Annotated in this window: 13 protein-coding genes and 1 pseudogene; 1 reads left to right on the forward strand and 13 read right to left on the reverse strand. The window is 39.5% G+C overall.

Annotated elements, in window-relative coordinates:
* The 9 genes and pseudogenes from AC5YD2_RS09590 to AC5YD2_RS09630 all read right to left on the reverse strand — a co-directional run.
* Positions 1-975, reverse strand: a pseudogene (locus tag AC5YD2_RS09590) (IS3 family transposase); the annotation flags it as partial.
* Between the two features lie 521 nt (positions 976-1496).
* Complete coding sequence (locus AC5YD2_RS09595; RefSeq protein WP_496126118.1) at positions 1497-2498, reverse strand: adenosine deaminase; 1002 nt, start codon at positions 2496-2498, stop codon at positions 1497-1499.
* A 90-nt stretch (positions 2499-2588) separates the two neighbouring features.
* A complete protein-coding gene (locus AC5YD2_RS09600) occupies positions 2589-3908 on the reverse strand; it encodes an NCS2 family permease (RefSeq protein ID WP_496126119.1) in 1320 nt (439 codons plus the stop codon).
* A 640-nt stretch (positions 3909-4548) separates the two neighbouring features.
* On the reverse strand, positions 4549-6780 hold the full coding sequence (locus tag AC5YD2_RS09605) for an NADP-dependent isocitrate dehydrogenase (protein ID WP_496126120.1): 2232 nt from the start codon (positions 6778-6780) through the stop codon (positions 4549-4551).
* 500 nt (positions 6781-7280) lie between these two features.
* The gene (locus AC5YD2_RS09610) at positions 7281-8021 is read right to left on the reverse strand and encodes an adenosylcobinamide-GDP ribazoletransferase (RefSeq protein WP_496126121.1); all 741 of its coding nucleotides are present in this window, start codon (positions 8019-8021) and stop codon (positions 7281-7283) included.
* A gap of 2 nt (positions 8022-8023) precedes the next feature.
* Positions 8024-8611 carry a histidine phosphatase family protein gene (locus tag AC5YD2_RS09615; RefSeq protein ID WP_496126122.1) on the reverse strand — a complete coding sequence of 196 codons (588 nt, stop codon included), beginning with the start codon at positions 8609-8611 and terminating at the stop codon, positions 8024-8026.
* A gap of 1 nt (position 8612) precedes the next feature.
* Positions 8613-9665, reverse strand: coding sequence for a nicotinate-nucleotide--dimethylbenzimidazole phosphoribosyltransferase (gene cobT, locus AC5YD2_RS09620; RefSeq protein ID WP_496126123.1), 1053 nt, complete (start codon positions 9663-9665; stop codon positions 8613-8615).
* A 92-nt stretch (positions 9666-9757) separates the two neighbouring features.
* The gene (gene cobU / locus AC5YD2_RS09625; protein ID WP_496126124.1) at positions 9758-10264 is read right to left on the reverse strand and encodes a bifunctional adenosylcobinamide kinase/adenosylcobinamide-phosphate guanylyltransferase; all 507 of its coding nucleotides are present in this window, start codon (positions 10262-10264) and stop codon (positions 9758-9760) included.
* Positions 10261-10887 carry a 2'-5' RNA ligase family protein gene (locus AC5YD2_RS09630; protein WP_496126125.1) on the reverse strand — a complete coding sequence of 209 codons (627 nt, stop codon included), beginning with the start codon at positions 10885-10887 and terminating at the stop codon, positions 10261-10263. The genes cobU and AC5YD2_RS09630 overlap by 4 nt, the downstream gene beginning before the upstream one ends.
* Positions 10888-11717: 830 nt before the next feature.
* Between AC5YD2_RS09630 and AC5YD2_RS09635 the strand changes: the two genes are divergently transcribed.
* Positions 11718-12221, forward strand: coding sequence for a DUF4760 domain-containing protein (locus tag AC5YD2_RS09635; RefSeq protein WP_496126126.1), 504 nt, complete (start codon positions 11718-11720; stop codon positions 12219-12221).
* A gap of 10 nt (positions 12222-12231) precedes the next feature.
* Here the strand turns inward: AC5YD2_RS09635 and lysC are convergent, their stop codons facing one another.
* Genes lysC through AC5YD2_RS09655 form a run of 4 tightly spaced genes read right to left on the reverse strand, consistent with a single transcriptional unit; the run spans position 12232 to position 13570 of the window.
* Positions 12232-12486 (reverse strand): Rz1-like lysis system protein LysC, encoded by a 255-nt coding sequence (gene lysC, locus AC5YD2_RS09640; RefSeq protein ID WP_496126127.1) that lies wholly within the window; start codon positions 12484-12486, stop codon positions 12232-12234.
* On the reverse strand, positions 12368-12736 hold the full coding sequence (locus AC5YD2_RS09645) for a hypothetical protein (RefSeq protein ID WP_496126199.1): 369 nt from the start codon (positions 12734-12736) through the stop codon (positions 12368-12370). Before AC5YD2_RS09645 ends, lysC begins: the two co-directional genes overlap by 119 nt.
* Entirely contained in the window at positions 12736-13287 is a 552-nt protein-coding gene (locus AC5YD2_RS09650) for a glycoside hydrolase family protein (RefSeq protein WP_496126128.1), read from the reverse strand. The genes AC5YD2_RS09645 and AC5YD2_RS09650 overlap by 1 nt, the downstream gene beginning before the upstream one ends.
* Positions 13271-13570, reverse strand: coding sequence for a hypothetical protein (locus tag AC5YD2_RS09655; protein WP_496126129.1), 300 nt, complete (start codon positions 13568-13570; stop codon positions 13271-13273). Before AC5YD2_RS09655 ends, AC5YD2_RS09650 begins: the two co-directional genes overlap by 17 nt.
* Positions 13571-13579 lie beyond the last annotated feature (9 nt).

Below are 13579 nucleotides of genomic sequence, written 5' to 3' on the forward strand. Positions count from 1 at the left end.
TAACACTACGCCATAATCGTTCAATCATGACATTATCAACCCAACGACCTTTACCATCCATGCTGATTTGAATGTCATTTGATTTCAACACGTCAATAAATGCATCACTGGTAAATTGACTGCCTTGGTCTGTATTAAATATTTCAGGTGGGCCATATTTTTCAATCGCTTCATTTAAAGCCGCAATACAAAAATCCACCTCCATACTAATCGATACCCTATGCGCAAGTACCTTGCGGCTATGCCAATCAATCACAGCACATAAGTAGACGAAGCCTTTTGCCATAGGGATATACGTTATATCCGTTGACCACACTTGATTACTGCGCTGAATAGCCAATCCTTTGAGCAGATATGGATATTTACGGTGAGCTTGAGTAGCCTGGCTTAAATTTGGTTTACAATATAACGCCTGAATACCCATTTTCTTCATTAAAGTACTTGTATGACGTCGTCCTATATGATGCCCTTGACGATTCAACAAATCACGCATCATACGACTGCCTGCAAAAGGATATTGCATATGTAATTCATCAATACATCGCATCAGCTTCAAATCTGATGAGCTAACAGGTTTTGGGCGATAATAATAACAACCACGAGAGACCTTCAGTAACTTAGCTTGTTTAGATACTGAAATCTGAAGTGAGTGATCGATTAACTTTTGTGGTTGAAGCGGCCCAGTTTCTTCAACACACCTTCTAAAAAATCAATTTCTAATGCCTGCTCACCGATTTTTGCATGTAACTTTTTAAGATCAATGGGCGGTTCTGCTGGAGCTTTTGATTGATCGAAGGCTTGCGAGGAAGCTGAGATCAATTGATTTTTCCAGTCGATAATTTGGTTTTGATGAACATCAAATTCAGCACTCAATTCAGCAAGTGTTTTTTCTGCTTTAATCGCAGCAAGCGCTACCTTAGCTTTAAAGTCGTTTGAATGATTTCTTCTTGGTCTACGTGCCATAAAATACTCCATATATTGATGTTTATAACATCATTTGAGGAGCAGAATATCACTTATAGGAGTTGTTCAAATTTCCCGATCCATCTCTCAATCAAACTGTTCTTTATTGCTTTATGGATAAGTTTTTCCTTTTCAGCATCATTGAAGGACGCTTTTAATCAAACTGGTGCATTCATATTATCCATTGCATGGTCACTGACACACTCACAAATGCCTTTTTGATTAACGAGGTTTTGCTGTTCATTCATCAAAAATGCCGTGTCCTTCCAAATTCTCGAGCCAGAAAGTGCTTGATTACATTTTATTTGAATGGCGGGCTTAATTAGTTTTTGACTTAAACGCTCTGTTCGGTCAGCAAAAGTAATTCGACATCCCTATTGCCATACCCATACGATCAGCATGCAATACTTCAGCATGTTTTGATTCTTCAAGAAATCTCATTTGAATTTCAATGCTATAAAATAATAAAGCTGTGAACGATCACAGCTTTATCTTAAACATCTATGCACTGTTCAGCTTATGCATGCTAAAGCTTATGCAATCGCATTAATTTTCGCTGTCCAATTTTGTTTTTCTTGATCAGAAATAAATGAAGCCTCAAAAGAATTAATGGCGAGTTGCTTCAACTCTTCATGACTTAAATCTAAAGATTCAGCAATGGCAATGAAGTTATCATTCATATAACCACCAAAATAAGATGGATCATCAGAATTGACTGTTACATGCACGCCCTGTTGTAATAAACGACGGATATTGTGCTCTGCCATATCATCTACCACACGAAGCTTTAAGTTTGATAATGGACAAACCGTGAGTGGCATTTTTTCAGCAATCAAACGCGCCATTAACTTTGGATCTTCTTCTGAGCGAACACCGTGATCGATACGATTGACTTTAAGCAAATCTAAAGCTTCCCACACATATTCAGCAGGGCCTTCTTCACCCGCATGCGCCACGATGAGGAAACCTTCTTCGCGCGCTTTCGCAAACACGCGCTCAAATTTAGAAGGCGGATGCCCAACTTCACTTGAATCTAAACCAACGCCAACAATTTGATCTTTATAAGGCAATGCTTGTTCAAGTGTTTTAAATGCGGCCTCTTCACTCAAGTGACGTAAGAAGCACATAATCAAGTGTGACGTAATACCCAACTTAGATTGGGCATCATCACAAGCACGTTGTAATCCATTCAATACCACTTCAAATGCAATACCACGATCCGTATGTGTTTGTGGGTCAAAGAACATTTCAGTATGAACCACATTGTCTTCTGCACATTTTTCAAAGTAAGCCCATGCAAGATCATAAAAATCTTGTTCATGAATCAACACATTTGCGCCAGCGTAGTAAATATCTAAGAAGGATTGAAGATTATGGAAGTTATACGCTTGTTTCACTTCTTCAACACTTTTATATGGAATATCAATTTGATTACGTTGCGCAATCGAGAACATGAGCTCGGGCTCAAATGTCCCTTCGATATGGACGTGTAATTCTGCTTTGGGTAAAGCACGAATGAGCTCTAATTGATTCATGTGAATGACCTCAAAATATAAAAAATCAGAAAAATATCAATATAAAAAAAGGGTGCAAACTGAGTTTACACCCTTTTTGTGATGGACGTGTTAACCACCAAATGCAACAAACTTAATCACCCACAGTACCGCAATGATCCATACCATGTACGGAACTGTTTTTGCTTTACCTGTAAATAACTTAATCAATGCATAGCTGATAAAGCCCATGGCGATACCATCTGCGATTGAATAAGTGAAAGGCATGAACACAATAGTCAAGAATGCAGGTACAGCTTCAGTGATATCATCCCAATCGATATTGGTGATACCCTGAATCATCAACACACCGACAAATAACAATGCAGGTGCTGTTGCAAAACCAGGTACCGATTGAGCAAGCGGCGCTAAGAATAAGCACAATACAAATAGAATACCCACAACTACAGCGGTTAGACCAGTACGACCACCTGCAGCGACGCCCGCAGATGACTCGATGTATGGTGTAGTAGAAGAAGTACCCAATGCAGCACCTGCAACAATTGCAGAAGAGTCAGCAAATAAAGCTTTCTTTAAGCGTGGCAATTTACCATCTTTCAACAAGCCCGCACGGTGAGATACACCGACCAATGTCCCTGTAGAATCGAATAAATCAACCAAGAAGAATACGAAAATCACACCGATCAAACTTGCGGTAAATAGACCCTCAAAGTCCATTTGCATGAATGTAGGCGCCATCGAAGGAATTGTACCTACAACACCTTTAAATTCGTTATAACCTAATGCAGTAGCGATTGCAGTCACAACCAAAATACTGATAATAATGGCGCCACGCACTTTAAAATGATGCATAACGACAACCATTAAGAACCCTAACAATGCCAGCATGACAGAAGGTTGCTTAAGATCCCCTAAACCCACCAATGTTGCAGGATTATCAACAATAACTCCTGCATTTTTCAAAGCTACAAGCGCAAGGAACAAACCAATACCGCCACCAATCGCAAACTTCAATGACATTGGAATCGCGTTCACAATCGCTTCACGGATTTTGAACATACTGATTGCAATAAAGACCAAACCAGATACAAATACAGCTGCTAATGCAGTCTGCCAAGGCACACCCATTCCGATACATACTGAATAAGTAAAGTAGGCATTGAGTCCCATACCTGGTGCTAATGCGATTGGATAGTTTGCTACGATTCCCATAACCAAACAACCAATTGCTGCAGCTAAACAGGTAGCCACAAATACAGCACCATGGTCCATTCCTGTTTCAGAAAGAATCAATGGGTTGACGATAATGATGTAACACATGGTTAAAAATGTCGTTACACCTGCAAGGACTTCTGTTCTGAAGGTGGTTTTGTTTTCACTTAATTTGAATAAGCGTTCAAGCAAACCCACTGAAGGATTGGGATTTGTCATTGGTGAGCCCCTGTTTAAGATTGAGCTATGTGTTAAGTAAGTTTAGATCATTTATAAAATGAATTACTGGTGTATTTTGCATCAATAATACATTCAAAAAACGTACCCAAATGACAGTTCCGATCAATAAAATAGAATTAAAAAAGCTGCATCTATGCAGCCCTCTTATAACAATTCAGTTTCATTCGCCAAACACGAAGAACAATTCATTTCGCGATTAGTACATCGGAATTATTTTACAAATTATAACATACAGTTTATTCAATATAAGTAAATCCAATATGATCTCATCAGTTCAAAGCATGCATCAATGCTAAAATATCCCTAATAAATCTAACTTAACAATATAAATTATAGAGTTAATTTTACCCCAATTGCTCTTAATTGATTAAATTTTAAGCCATATAAATTGGTATTTCTAGAGAACCATATAAAAATTAAGCCACTCAATTATCTGGAAAATTGGATAATTACATTAAAAATATTTCTATCAAATGGGAAGAAAAACAGACATTTCAATTCTATTTACATCGGTTTAAAACTTTAATCATTGAAATCAAAAAGACCGATGCCTAAGCATCGGTCTTTTCTTTAAACTAGTATGAAATCACACCATCATGAGCGACTTCAAACTTATATATTAAAGGCTAGCAAGAGCTGCGTTAAGCGTAGCACTTGGACGCATTACAGCATTTACTTTGTCTTGATCAAGCGCGTAATAACCACCGATATCAGCAGCTTTACCTTGTACTGCTGCAAGTTCAGCAACGATTTTGTCTTCATTTTCAGCTAAAGTTTTCGCGAGTGGCGCAAACTTCGCTTTTAATTCAGCATTTTCGTCTTGAGCAGCAAGTTCTTCAGCCCAGAATTTAGCAAGGTAGAAATGACTACCACGGTTATCCAACTCACCTGTACGGCGTGAAGGAGACTTATCGTTATCGAGAAGTTTACCCGTTGCTTGGTCTAAAGTTTTAGCAAGTAACTTGATGTCAGCATTATTTTCTTTAATGCCCATTTCTTCTAGCGATACAGCTAGCGCCATGAACTCACCCAGTGAATCCCAACGTAAGTGGTTTTCTTCAACAAGCTGTTGTACGTGTTTAGGTGCTGAACCGCCTGCACCAGTTTCGTACATACCACCACCCGCCATTAACGGAACGATAGACAACATTTTTGCCGAAGTACCCAATTCCATAATTGGGAACAAGTCTGTGAGGTAATCACGCAGGATGTTACCTGTTACAGAAATCGTATCTAAACCACGCGCAACACGCTCAAGTGTATAACGCATCGCACGAACTTGAGACATGATTTGAATGTCTAGACCCGTTGTGTCGTGATCTTTCAAGTAAGTTTGTACTTTCTTGATAAGCTCATTTTCGTGTGGACGGTATGGGTCAAGCCAGAAAATAGCAGGCATACCTGAGTTACGAGCGCGAGTTACAGCCAATTTCACCCAGTCACGGATCGGTGCATCTTTCACCTGACACATGCGCCAGATATCGCCTTCTTCCACGTTTTGAGACATCAACACTTCACCAGTTTCGATGTCAGTGATGTTTGCTACGCCAGCTTGAGCGATTTCAAACGTTTTATCGTGCGAACCGTATTCTTCCGCTTTTTGCGCCATCAAGCCCACGTTCGGTACAGTACCCATTGTACGTGGATCGAAGTTACCATTCCATTTACAGAAATTGATCATTTCTTGGTAAATACGCGCAAATGTAGATTCAGGCATTACTGCTTTACAGTCGTAAGGTTTGCCATCAGCGCCCCACATTTTACCGCCACCACGGATCATTGCAGGCATTGAGGCATCTACAATCACGTCGTTCGGTGAATGGAAGTTTGTGATGCCTTTTGCAGAATCAACCATTGCAAGTGCTGGACGGTGTTCTTGGCAAGCATGTAAATCAGCAATGATTTCTTCACGTACAGAGGTTGGTAAAGTTTCGATCTTTTCGTAAAGACCAGCCATACCGTTGTTGACGTTAACACCAAGCTCATCAAACAATTTTGCATGTTTTTCAAAAGCTTCTTTGTAGTAAATTTTCACACAGTGACCAAATACGATCGGGTGTGAAACTTTCATCATGGTTGCTTTTACGTGTAAAGAGAACAAAATACCTGCTTCTTTACAATCATCTAATTCTTTTTCATAGAAATCGCAAAGCGCTTTCTTGCTCATGAACATTGAATCAATAATTTCGCCGTCTTGAAGTGCAACTTTTTCTTTAAGAACAACAGTTTCACCACTGTTCGTCACAAGTTCCATTTTTACGTTACGTGCACGGTCAAGCGTCATTGATTTTTCGCCATGGTAGAAGTCGCCTTCATCCATGTGAGAAACGTGAGTTTGTGACCACTGTTTCCACTCTGTCATAGAGTGTGGGTGCTTTTTAACGTAGTTCTTAACAGCAGCAGGTGCACGACGGTCAGAGTTACCTTCACGTAATACTGGGTTTACAGCAGAACCTAAACATTTGCTGTAACGTACTTTGATCGACTTTTCTTCTTCAGTTACCGGATTTTCTGGGTAATCTGGAATTGCGTAACCCTTCGATTGAAGTTCTTTAATGCACGCTGTCAATTGACCTACAGAAGCACTAATATTTGGGAGTTTAATAATATTGGTGTCTGGGTCTTGTGTAAGACGACCTAACTCAGCAAGTGTATCTGGCACTTTTTGCTCTTCAGTGAGGTAATCTGCGAATTCTGCGAGTACACGTACCGCTACAGAGATGTCACTTTTGACAATCTCAACGCCAGCAGGCTTAGTAAAGGTCTCAATGATCGGCAGTAGAGAGTAAGTCGCCAACAATGGCGCCTCGTCGGTCAGTGTGTAAATGATTGTTGACTTTCCACCAGCCATATATAGCCCCTTGCTTTAGATTGAGTATGTGAGTACCGAACTTTTGATCCAGCCTCATCGAACCGATTTGCTTAAATAAAAACATTGAGAGTATCGTTCTTCATTGCAATTCAGTCAACGAAATATCATTTTGGCTCGCTATTTTGATGAAATATTGTCCAAAAAAGTATTATTCTTTAGTTGCAGAGCACTGTACTAATTTCATTCTATCTGAACTTAGAAAGAACTCCCTCTCTTTAGCCACAATAACTCTTCAAAAATTTCATCAATACATGAACATTGATTTAATCAGAATAGAATGATTATAGACTATTCAATATAACACTTTGATGGCAATTCATTTCATTGCGTTTTATTTTATGATGCATTTTAAAGGTCTGAATCATTTACACAAAATTCTGATACTAATATTTCTGCCCAGACCGTTGTCATTCAAAACGATCATTTAGTCAACCTATCCTGCCTAAGTTTGTAAATTTAGAGTAAAGCTATAAAAAGCATCAATATAAATTCAACAGACACATAATCCCAAATAAGCTGACTGACTCTATCCATTCGATCGTTGCACCCATGGTATCACCTGTAATTCCACCGATCCGCTGGATAAATTTAGCTCTTAAATACCACATAATGATTAAGCTCAAAACCACAAGTATGAAACCCCACAGCCCAACGATACCGCAGAGCCCCAAGACTCCAACAATAATCATATAACTGAGTTTTCGAGGAATATACTGACTCATTGCTGTGCCTAAACCCTGATCTCTGACATAAGGTGTCGTTAGAAATAAGATCAATGGACTTAATCGTGCAAGCATCGGAACGAAGAGAAGTAACCATAGCTGTTGCTGTTCTAATAAAACATATAATGCAGACCATTTTAAAGCACAGACAATCAGTAAACTCAGAACGCCGATGGGTCCACTCCTTGGATCTTTCATAATCCTTAAGGTTCTTTCAGGATCACCAAAGCCGCCGACCCACGCATCTGCAGTATCTGCAAGACCATCTAGATGTAAACCACCCGTGATCCAGATCCACACCACCAATAATAATGTCGAAAGCAAAACAATCGGGAGTTTGACTAAAACTACAGCGATGGCAAAAAGTACAAGCCCAATCAGGAGTCCAATCAAAGGATAAAACAACAGCGACTGTGCATTCTGTTGAGATGATGGCATCTGTTTTAACTGTATTGGAAATAAGGTTAGAAACTGAAGGGCGATCCACAGCGGCATCATGACTAATTCTCCAGAATGAGTTGATTCTGCTCATTCATTTGAAAAGAAACCAATTCACCCAACTCAGCGCTCATTTTCAAAATATCATCTAAGGGCTGTGTCAAAGCCATGAGCTTAAACATCTTAATGACACCACCATGCGTGATCACCAAAGCCTTTTGAACTTGATGTTGTTGCATGCGTTGTTGTATGTCCAAGAGACTATTTTCAATTCGCTTTTGAAAATGCAGGATTGATTCGGCTTTAGGTGGTGTAAAGCGTGTAGGTGTTTCCCAAAATGTGGCAAGTTCTTCGGGAAAATGATCATAAATCCATTGCGTGGTTTGACCTTCCCAATCACCAAAACTCATTTCTTTTAAGCCGTCATTTACCCATAACGGACATTCGAGCTGATTTTGCACATGTGTTGCAAAATGCAGACAACGCTGTAAAGGTGAACTGATGATGACATCCCAGTCAGCATGCTCTTGAAGATCTAATGCATCTTGCATCTGTTGCCAGCCTTTTGCCGTTAATGCATCATCAATCGCACCACGCAAGGTATGACTCAGCTCTGTTTCACCGTGACGCAATAGATCCAGTTGCATCATCTTAAATCTTCTCACCGATCACCGCGGCATCCGCGAAGGTTGCCATTTGATTATGTAAAACACAGGCAAGACGTACAACTCCAAGTGCTGCTCCCGCACCACTTCCCTCACCCAATCTTAAATTCAACTGTAATAGTGGTTTTGCATTTAACTCTTGCAGAAGTCGAGCATGACCATATTCAGCAGATTGATGCCCAAACAGCATCCATTGACGCACATCAGTATTTAAACCTACGGCGATTAAAGCCGCCGCTGTACTGATAAATCCATCCACTAAAATAGCTAATCCACGCTGTGCACAACGCACATAAGCACCGACCATCGCCGCAATTTCTAAACCACCGACCGCACATAAAATTTTAAAGGCATCATCGCCTGCCCAATCTTGATGTAATGCAATGGCTTGTTGGATGACTTGTTTTTTACGCGCAAGTTGTTCTTGTTTAATGCCCGTTCCCATGCCCGTCAGTGCTTCTTCAGATTCTTTCAAAAGTAAACACGCCAGAGCCGAAGCTGAACAGGTATTTCCTATGCCCATCTCACCTGCGACATAAATTGAGGCATTCTGAGTCATGGCTTTCTCTACACTTTGATAGCCTAACTGCATCGCAGCCATACATTGCTCAGTGCTCATTGCCAACGTTTTTACAAAATTCTGTGTGCCTTGCATAATGCTATGACGCTCAACCCCTGCATAGGAATAGGCATCCCCCACACTTCCACAGTCAATCACTTGTAAATGTGCGCCATAGTGCTTCGCCATCACACTGATGCATGCGCCACCTGACGTGAAATTTTGCAACATTTGGCGGGTAACCGCTTGTGGGTAAGCAGAGATCTGTTCTTCCATCACACCATGATCGCCTGCAAATATAGTGATCCATGGGAAATCAATCTGTGGTGTAGGTGTCGCCTGTAAGGATGCCAACTGAGTCGCGATCTTTTCCAAATCACCGAGAGAACCAGTTGGCTTGGTCAGTTGCAATTGGCTATCCAATGCCACTTGATACGCTATTTGATCGGGCATTTGACACTGTTCTAACCACCACGCCATTTTTCTCTCCATCTTTCATTCACACTTTAGAAATTCACTCTAAACTTTTCAATTTTTAGTTCAACATATTGAAAATAAATATCTTAAAATCACTATTTAAGCTTCATCGGAAAGCCTGCAACACAGAATGTCACGTGATCCGCAAGTTGCCCTAATCGTTGATGCATCCGTCCAGATTCATCCACAAACTGTCGCGTCAGCTGTCCCATTGGCACAACCCCCAACCCAGTTTCATTACTGACCAATATGACATTGGATTGAAGCGTTGAAAGTACAGCGTAAAGCTCATTCAGCTTTTCAGTCCATAGATCATTATTTTGCATGAGTAAATTATTCAGCCACAAGGTCAAACAATCCACCAAGATCGTTTGCTCTGCTTGATCTATGCGCTGTAGCTGTTGTGCCAACTCAATCGGTTCTTCAATCAATACCCAGTCTTGAGGGCGTTGCTGCTGATGATGCTGAATACGATCCGTCATTTCATCATCCCAAGCTTGCGCGGTTGCGATATAAATGACTGGATATTGAAGCTGAGTTGCTCGCTCTTCCGCCATCCGACTCTTGCCCGATCGAGCACCACCTAAAAAAAGATGAATCATGACTGTTCCAAATGAAAGTGTTCTAGCGGAAATAACTGACCTTGTAACTCATGGGCTTGAAAATACCCAAAAGTTAACCGATCAACATTGAATTCAAAGGATCTTTGAGTGAGAGATTGAATTTTACTGAAAATTAAATCACTGCAAATGACCTTTTTATACAGCCCCAGAGTGATATGAGGACAATACTCTAATGCGGCTATTTCAATATTATAGCGTTTAAAAACATCACGAATTTGTTTGAGGTCATTAGAACGGTCTTCAATTTCTACGAATAACGCGCTTTCAAAACTATTCACTGCACCCGTTTGTAAACTAAATTGTTTTAAATTTTCTTTGAATAATGCTGTCAAATGACTTTGCAAGTCAGATTGGAGAAAATCATCGTTCAATTGTTTCTGCTCAGTTAAAAAGCCACAGATAAACAAGGTGATGTGATATTGGCGCAAATTGGGTGTATACAACGCATCTTGAAAATGATGTTTAATTTGATCCAGATATTCAATCAATTCAGGCTGATCAATTTCCAAATACCACAATGCATAGTGCTGACGATGCTGATGCCATTCGCAGTAATCTCGATTTTCAGTAGGGAGTGTTTGTTGACCTGAAACTAAGTACACACTAAACAACGATTTTAAAAAAAATAAATTAGATCATATTTTTAGGAAAAGAGAACTAAAATTTACTCATGATGAGCTGAATAATTTTTATTAAAAAAAGATAATAAAAAAACCTCCCAAGCTGTTCACAAGGGAGGTTTTTGTTCTAAAGACGGTTTATTCTGAAGAACTGAATCTTGGTAGGTTTAACCAGATTCGAACTGGTGACCTCTACGATGTCAACGTAGGATTGTTTTAATAAAAACAGTTACTTAAACGAATATGACGTAATTTTGACGTAAACGTGACTTTATCCACAAGTCTTAGAATCCTTGTGTAAGCCTATTTTATCATCTATTTTAGAATCTCAAAGCAATAATTAGATTAATTAGAATTATGAAAACTTGGCTCTACTTCTATATAAAGCACACGATTTGTAGTTAGATCAGCCAGCGCATTAAAGTGCCATATTTTTGATATGACGTTAATCCCATAGATGGCCAACCATTCCACCCATAACCAAACACAATTGATTCTTTATTTTTATTTTGATATAACATCTATAACAAAAAGAAATGTATGAGCGCTTGTTGAATTACTCTATATAGAATACTATTCGCTCATGCTAAAGGTTTAAAGAAGTTTGGTAGATTTCTTTTCATCCTGCAAATAATTTAATTAAAATATATTCAGTTCACAGACCCGAAGGAGTTAATTATGAAAGATGCTAAAGTGGTATTTGCAACTGTCGAGTGCTTCGAGGGTTGCAACATCTAATTTTAAAAAACAGGCAAAAGTCCTCTTAATGAGGGCTTTTTTTTCACTCTAACTTTTGGATAGTGTAATTAAAGATGGCAGCACAAGAGATTATTTTATTAGGGGTTTCACTTGGAACATGGATTCAATCCTTAAGTGTTGTTGTTGCCACTGGGGCATTGGTTTTTAACGGATTACAGGTAAAAGCTGTTAAAGTTCAAAATACACAAAATGAAAAAAAGGCTCGTCAACGGGCAACTATAGATTTAGCTTTGCATGAGCGTATAGACACTAAATTTATTGAATGCCGGAAGAAATTTGCAGAGTTGCGTGATCAAGACAAATTAACAGCTTTAGCTTGCCAGAAGAATAACAAGCTCGACAATGACGCGATTATGGGCTTTCTGAATCACTATGAATTCTTGGCTTGTGGTATTTTTGAGGAAGCAATTGATGGCGAGCTTTATAAGCGCATGATGAAAACATCTGTTATCCGTGATTTTGACTCCCTTAAACCATACATCATGGAAATAAGAAATCAACGGAATAACCAAAATATCTACTGTGAAATTGAAAAATTAGTTGAGAAATGGCGATAAGACAAAGCCCTCACTTAGAAGGCTTATGAATCTTAATATAAGCATCAACTTTCGCAGCGCACTCAGCATATTGTTCAGTGTGTTCAACATAGCGTGTTAATAACTCGCCCATGGTTCCTGATTCAAGCCCTTTTAATTCGTCACACTTAATTAGAAGTGATGCGGGAATTTGTGGCATTAACGGCTTTGTTGGCGATTGACAGCCCAGCATCGTCAAGCTTGCACTCAGTATAAATACGCTCAGTAATAACTTTTTGAGTTTCATGTTTAATGTCTCTGAATTCTATTTTGATGTTTTGGCGTTCGGCTTCTAAATCAGATTCAACCTCTCTGACTTTTTCTTGTAGATCAGCCAGTGCTTTATCTTGTAGAGCCTTTTCTTCAGCAATTTGCTTTTCAAACTTAGCTGTGGTTTTAGCTTCAATTTCATTGCGCTGATTCTTCATATTTGAATAACAGCTGAATTGAACAAGTGAGACAATCACAAGCGCAACGATGGTATAGATTCGATACATTACTGTGCCCCCATGCATTTTGCGTGTCGTTCAAGTTGTCTGGTCCATACGCCAGAACAGCGCTTATTACCTGGCGTACTGCAGTCGTAACCGCCTGAATATTTGTATTTCAGCAATGAATCACAAGCTTCCTTGTATTTACCAAGTTTTAAGTTTTTCAACATGGATGACTTGGACCAATTACCAATTCCGAATTGATAAGAGAAATCAATAAATGCGTCATATTCATGCTGATAAATCGGCACGTTCAAAATCGTCTTATTGAAGCGTTGTGCATCTTTGTTCATGTAATGCCGTAAAAAATACATACCTTGTGCGCGTGTAACCGCAGGATCAGTAAGTTTTACTTTTGTGCCATCTGGATATGTAGTAGTCCCAAATGCAATTGTTGGCACATCGTTTTTCGTTGGAATGACTGGCTTTGCTGTAAAGCCCTCTTTTTTCGCTGTCGCTTGAATTTGCTGTTCACTAGGACCGGATATAAAAAAACCGCCAAATAAGGCGGCTGATAATGTCGAACCTGCGACAAGTAGTCTAGTTTTGCTTTGCATTGCATTGCTCTCTTAATTTTTGAACAGTAAGACGTTTGATTTCTGTCTCGATCAAATGAATTTCAGCTTCACGACGGTCTTTCTCTTTTTGAAATTTTCGATTAGACAAGAAATTTAAAAAACTAATAATTAGACCAGCAAGACCTATGCTCACACCGATCCAAAACCCCCAATCAAACGATGCAAAATACGACAGAAGCGTAACGCCCGTACCTGTCGCAGTTGCTGTTTTTCCTGCTATTGCTGTCGCAGTTTCTGCAACAAGTGCGGTCTTTTCAGACATCACGCCCCC

Source organism: Acinetobacter sp. CY73 (assembly GCF_059515865.1).

Excerpts from the sequence above, each read along its gene's own strand:
- AC5YD2_RS09600 (WP_496126119.1), bottom strand. The coding sequence starts at position 3,908 with ATGACAAATCCCAATCCTTCAGTGGGTTTGCTTGAACGCTTATTCAAA.
- AC5YD2_RS09650 (WP_496126128.1), bottom strand. The coding sequence starts at position 13,287 with ATGCAAAGCAAAACTAGACTACTTGTCGCAGGTTCGACATTATCAGCC.
- lysC (WP_496126127.1), bottom strand. The coding sequence starts at position 12,486 with ATGAAACTCAAAAAGTTATTACTGAGCGTATTTATACTGAGTGCAAGC.
- AC5YD2_RS09655 (WP_496126129.1), bottom strand. The coding sequence starts at position 13,570 with ATGTCTGAAAAGACCGCACTTGTTGCAGAAACTGCGACAGCAATAGCA.
- AC5YD2_RS09605 (WP_496126120.1), bottom strand. The coding sequence starts at position 6,780 with ATGGCTGGTGGAAAGTCAACAATCATTTACACACTGACCGACGAGGCG.
- cobT (WP_496126123.1), bottom strand. The coding sequence starts at position 9,665 with ATGGCGTGGTGGTTAGAACAGTGTCAAATGCCCGATCAAATAGCGTAT.
- AC5YD2_RS09645 (WP_496126199.1), bottom strand. The coding sequence starts at position 12,736 with ATGTATCGAATCTATACCATCGTTGCGCTTGTGATTGTCTCACTTGTT.
- AC5YD2_RS09610 (WP_496126121.1), bottom strand. The coding sequence starts at position 8,021 with ATGATGCCGCTGTGGATCGCCCTTCAGTTTCTAACCTTATTTCCAATA.
- AC5YD2_RS09615 (WP_496126122.1), bottom strand. The coding sequence starts at position 8,611 with ATGATGCAACTGGATCTATTGCGTCACGGTGAAACAGAGCTGAGTCAT.
- cobU (WP_496126124.1), bottom strand. The coding sequence starts at position 10,264 with ATGATTCATCTTTTTTTAGGTGGTGCTCGATCGGGCAAGAGTCGGATG.
- AC5YD2_RS09635 (WP_496126126.1), top strand. The coding sequence starts at position 11,718 with ATGGCAGCACAAGAGATTATTTTATTAGGGGTTTCACTTGGAACATGG.
- AC5YD2_RS09595 (WP_496126118.1), bottom strand. The coding sequence starts at position 2,498 with ATGAATCAATTAGAGCTCATTCGTGCTTTACCCAAAGCAGAATTACAC.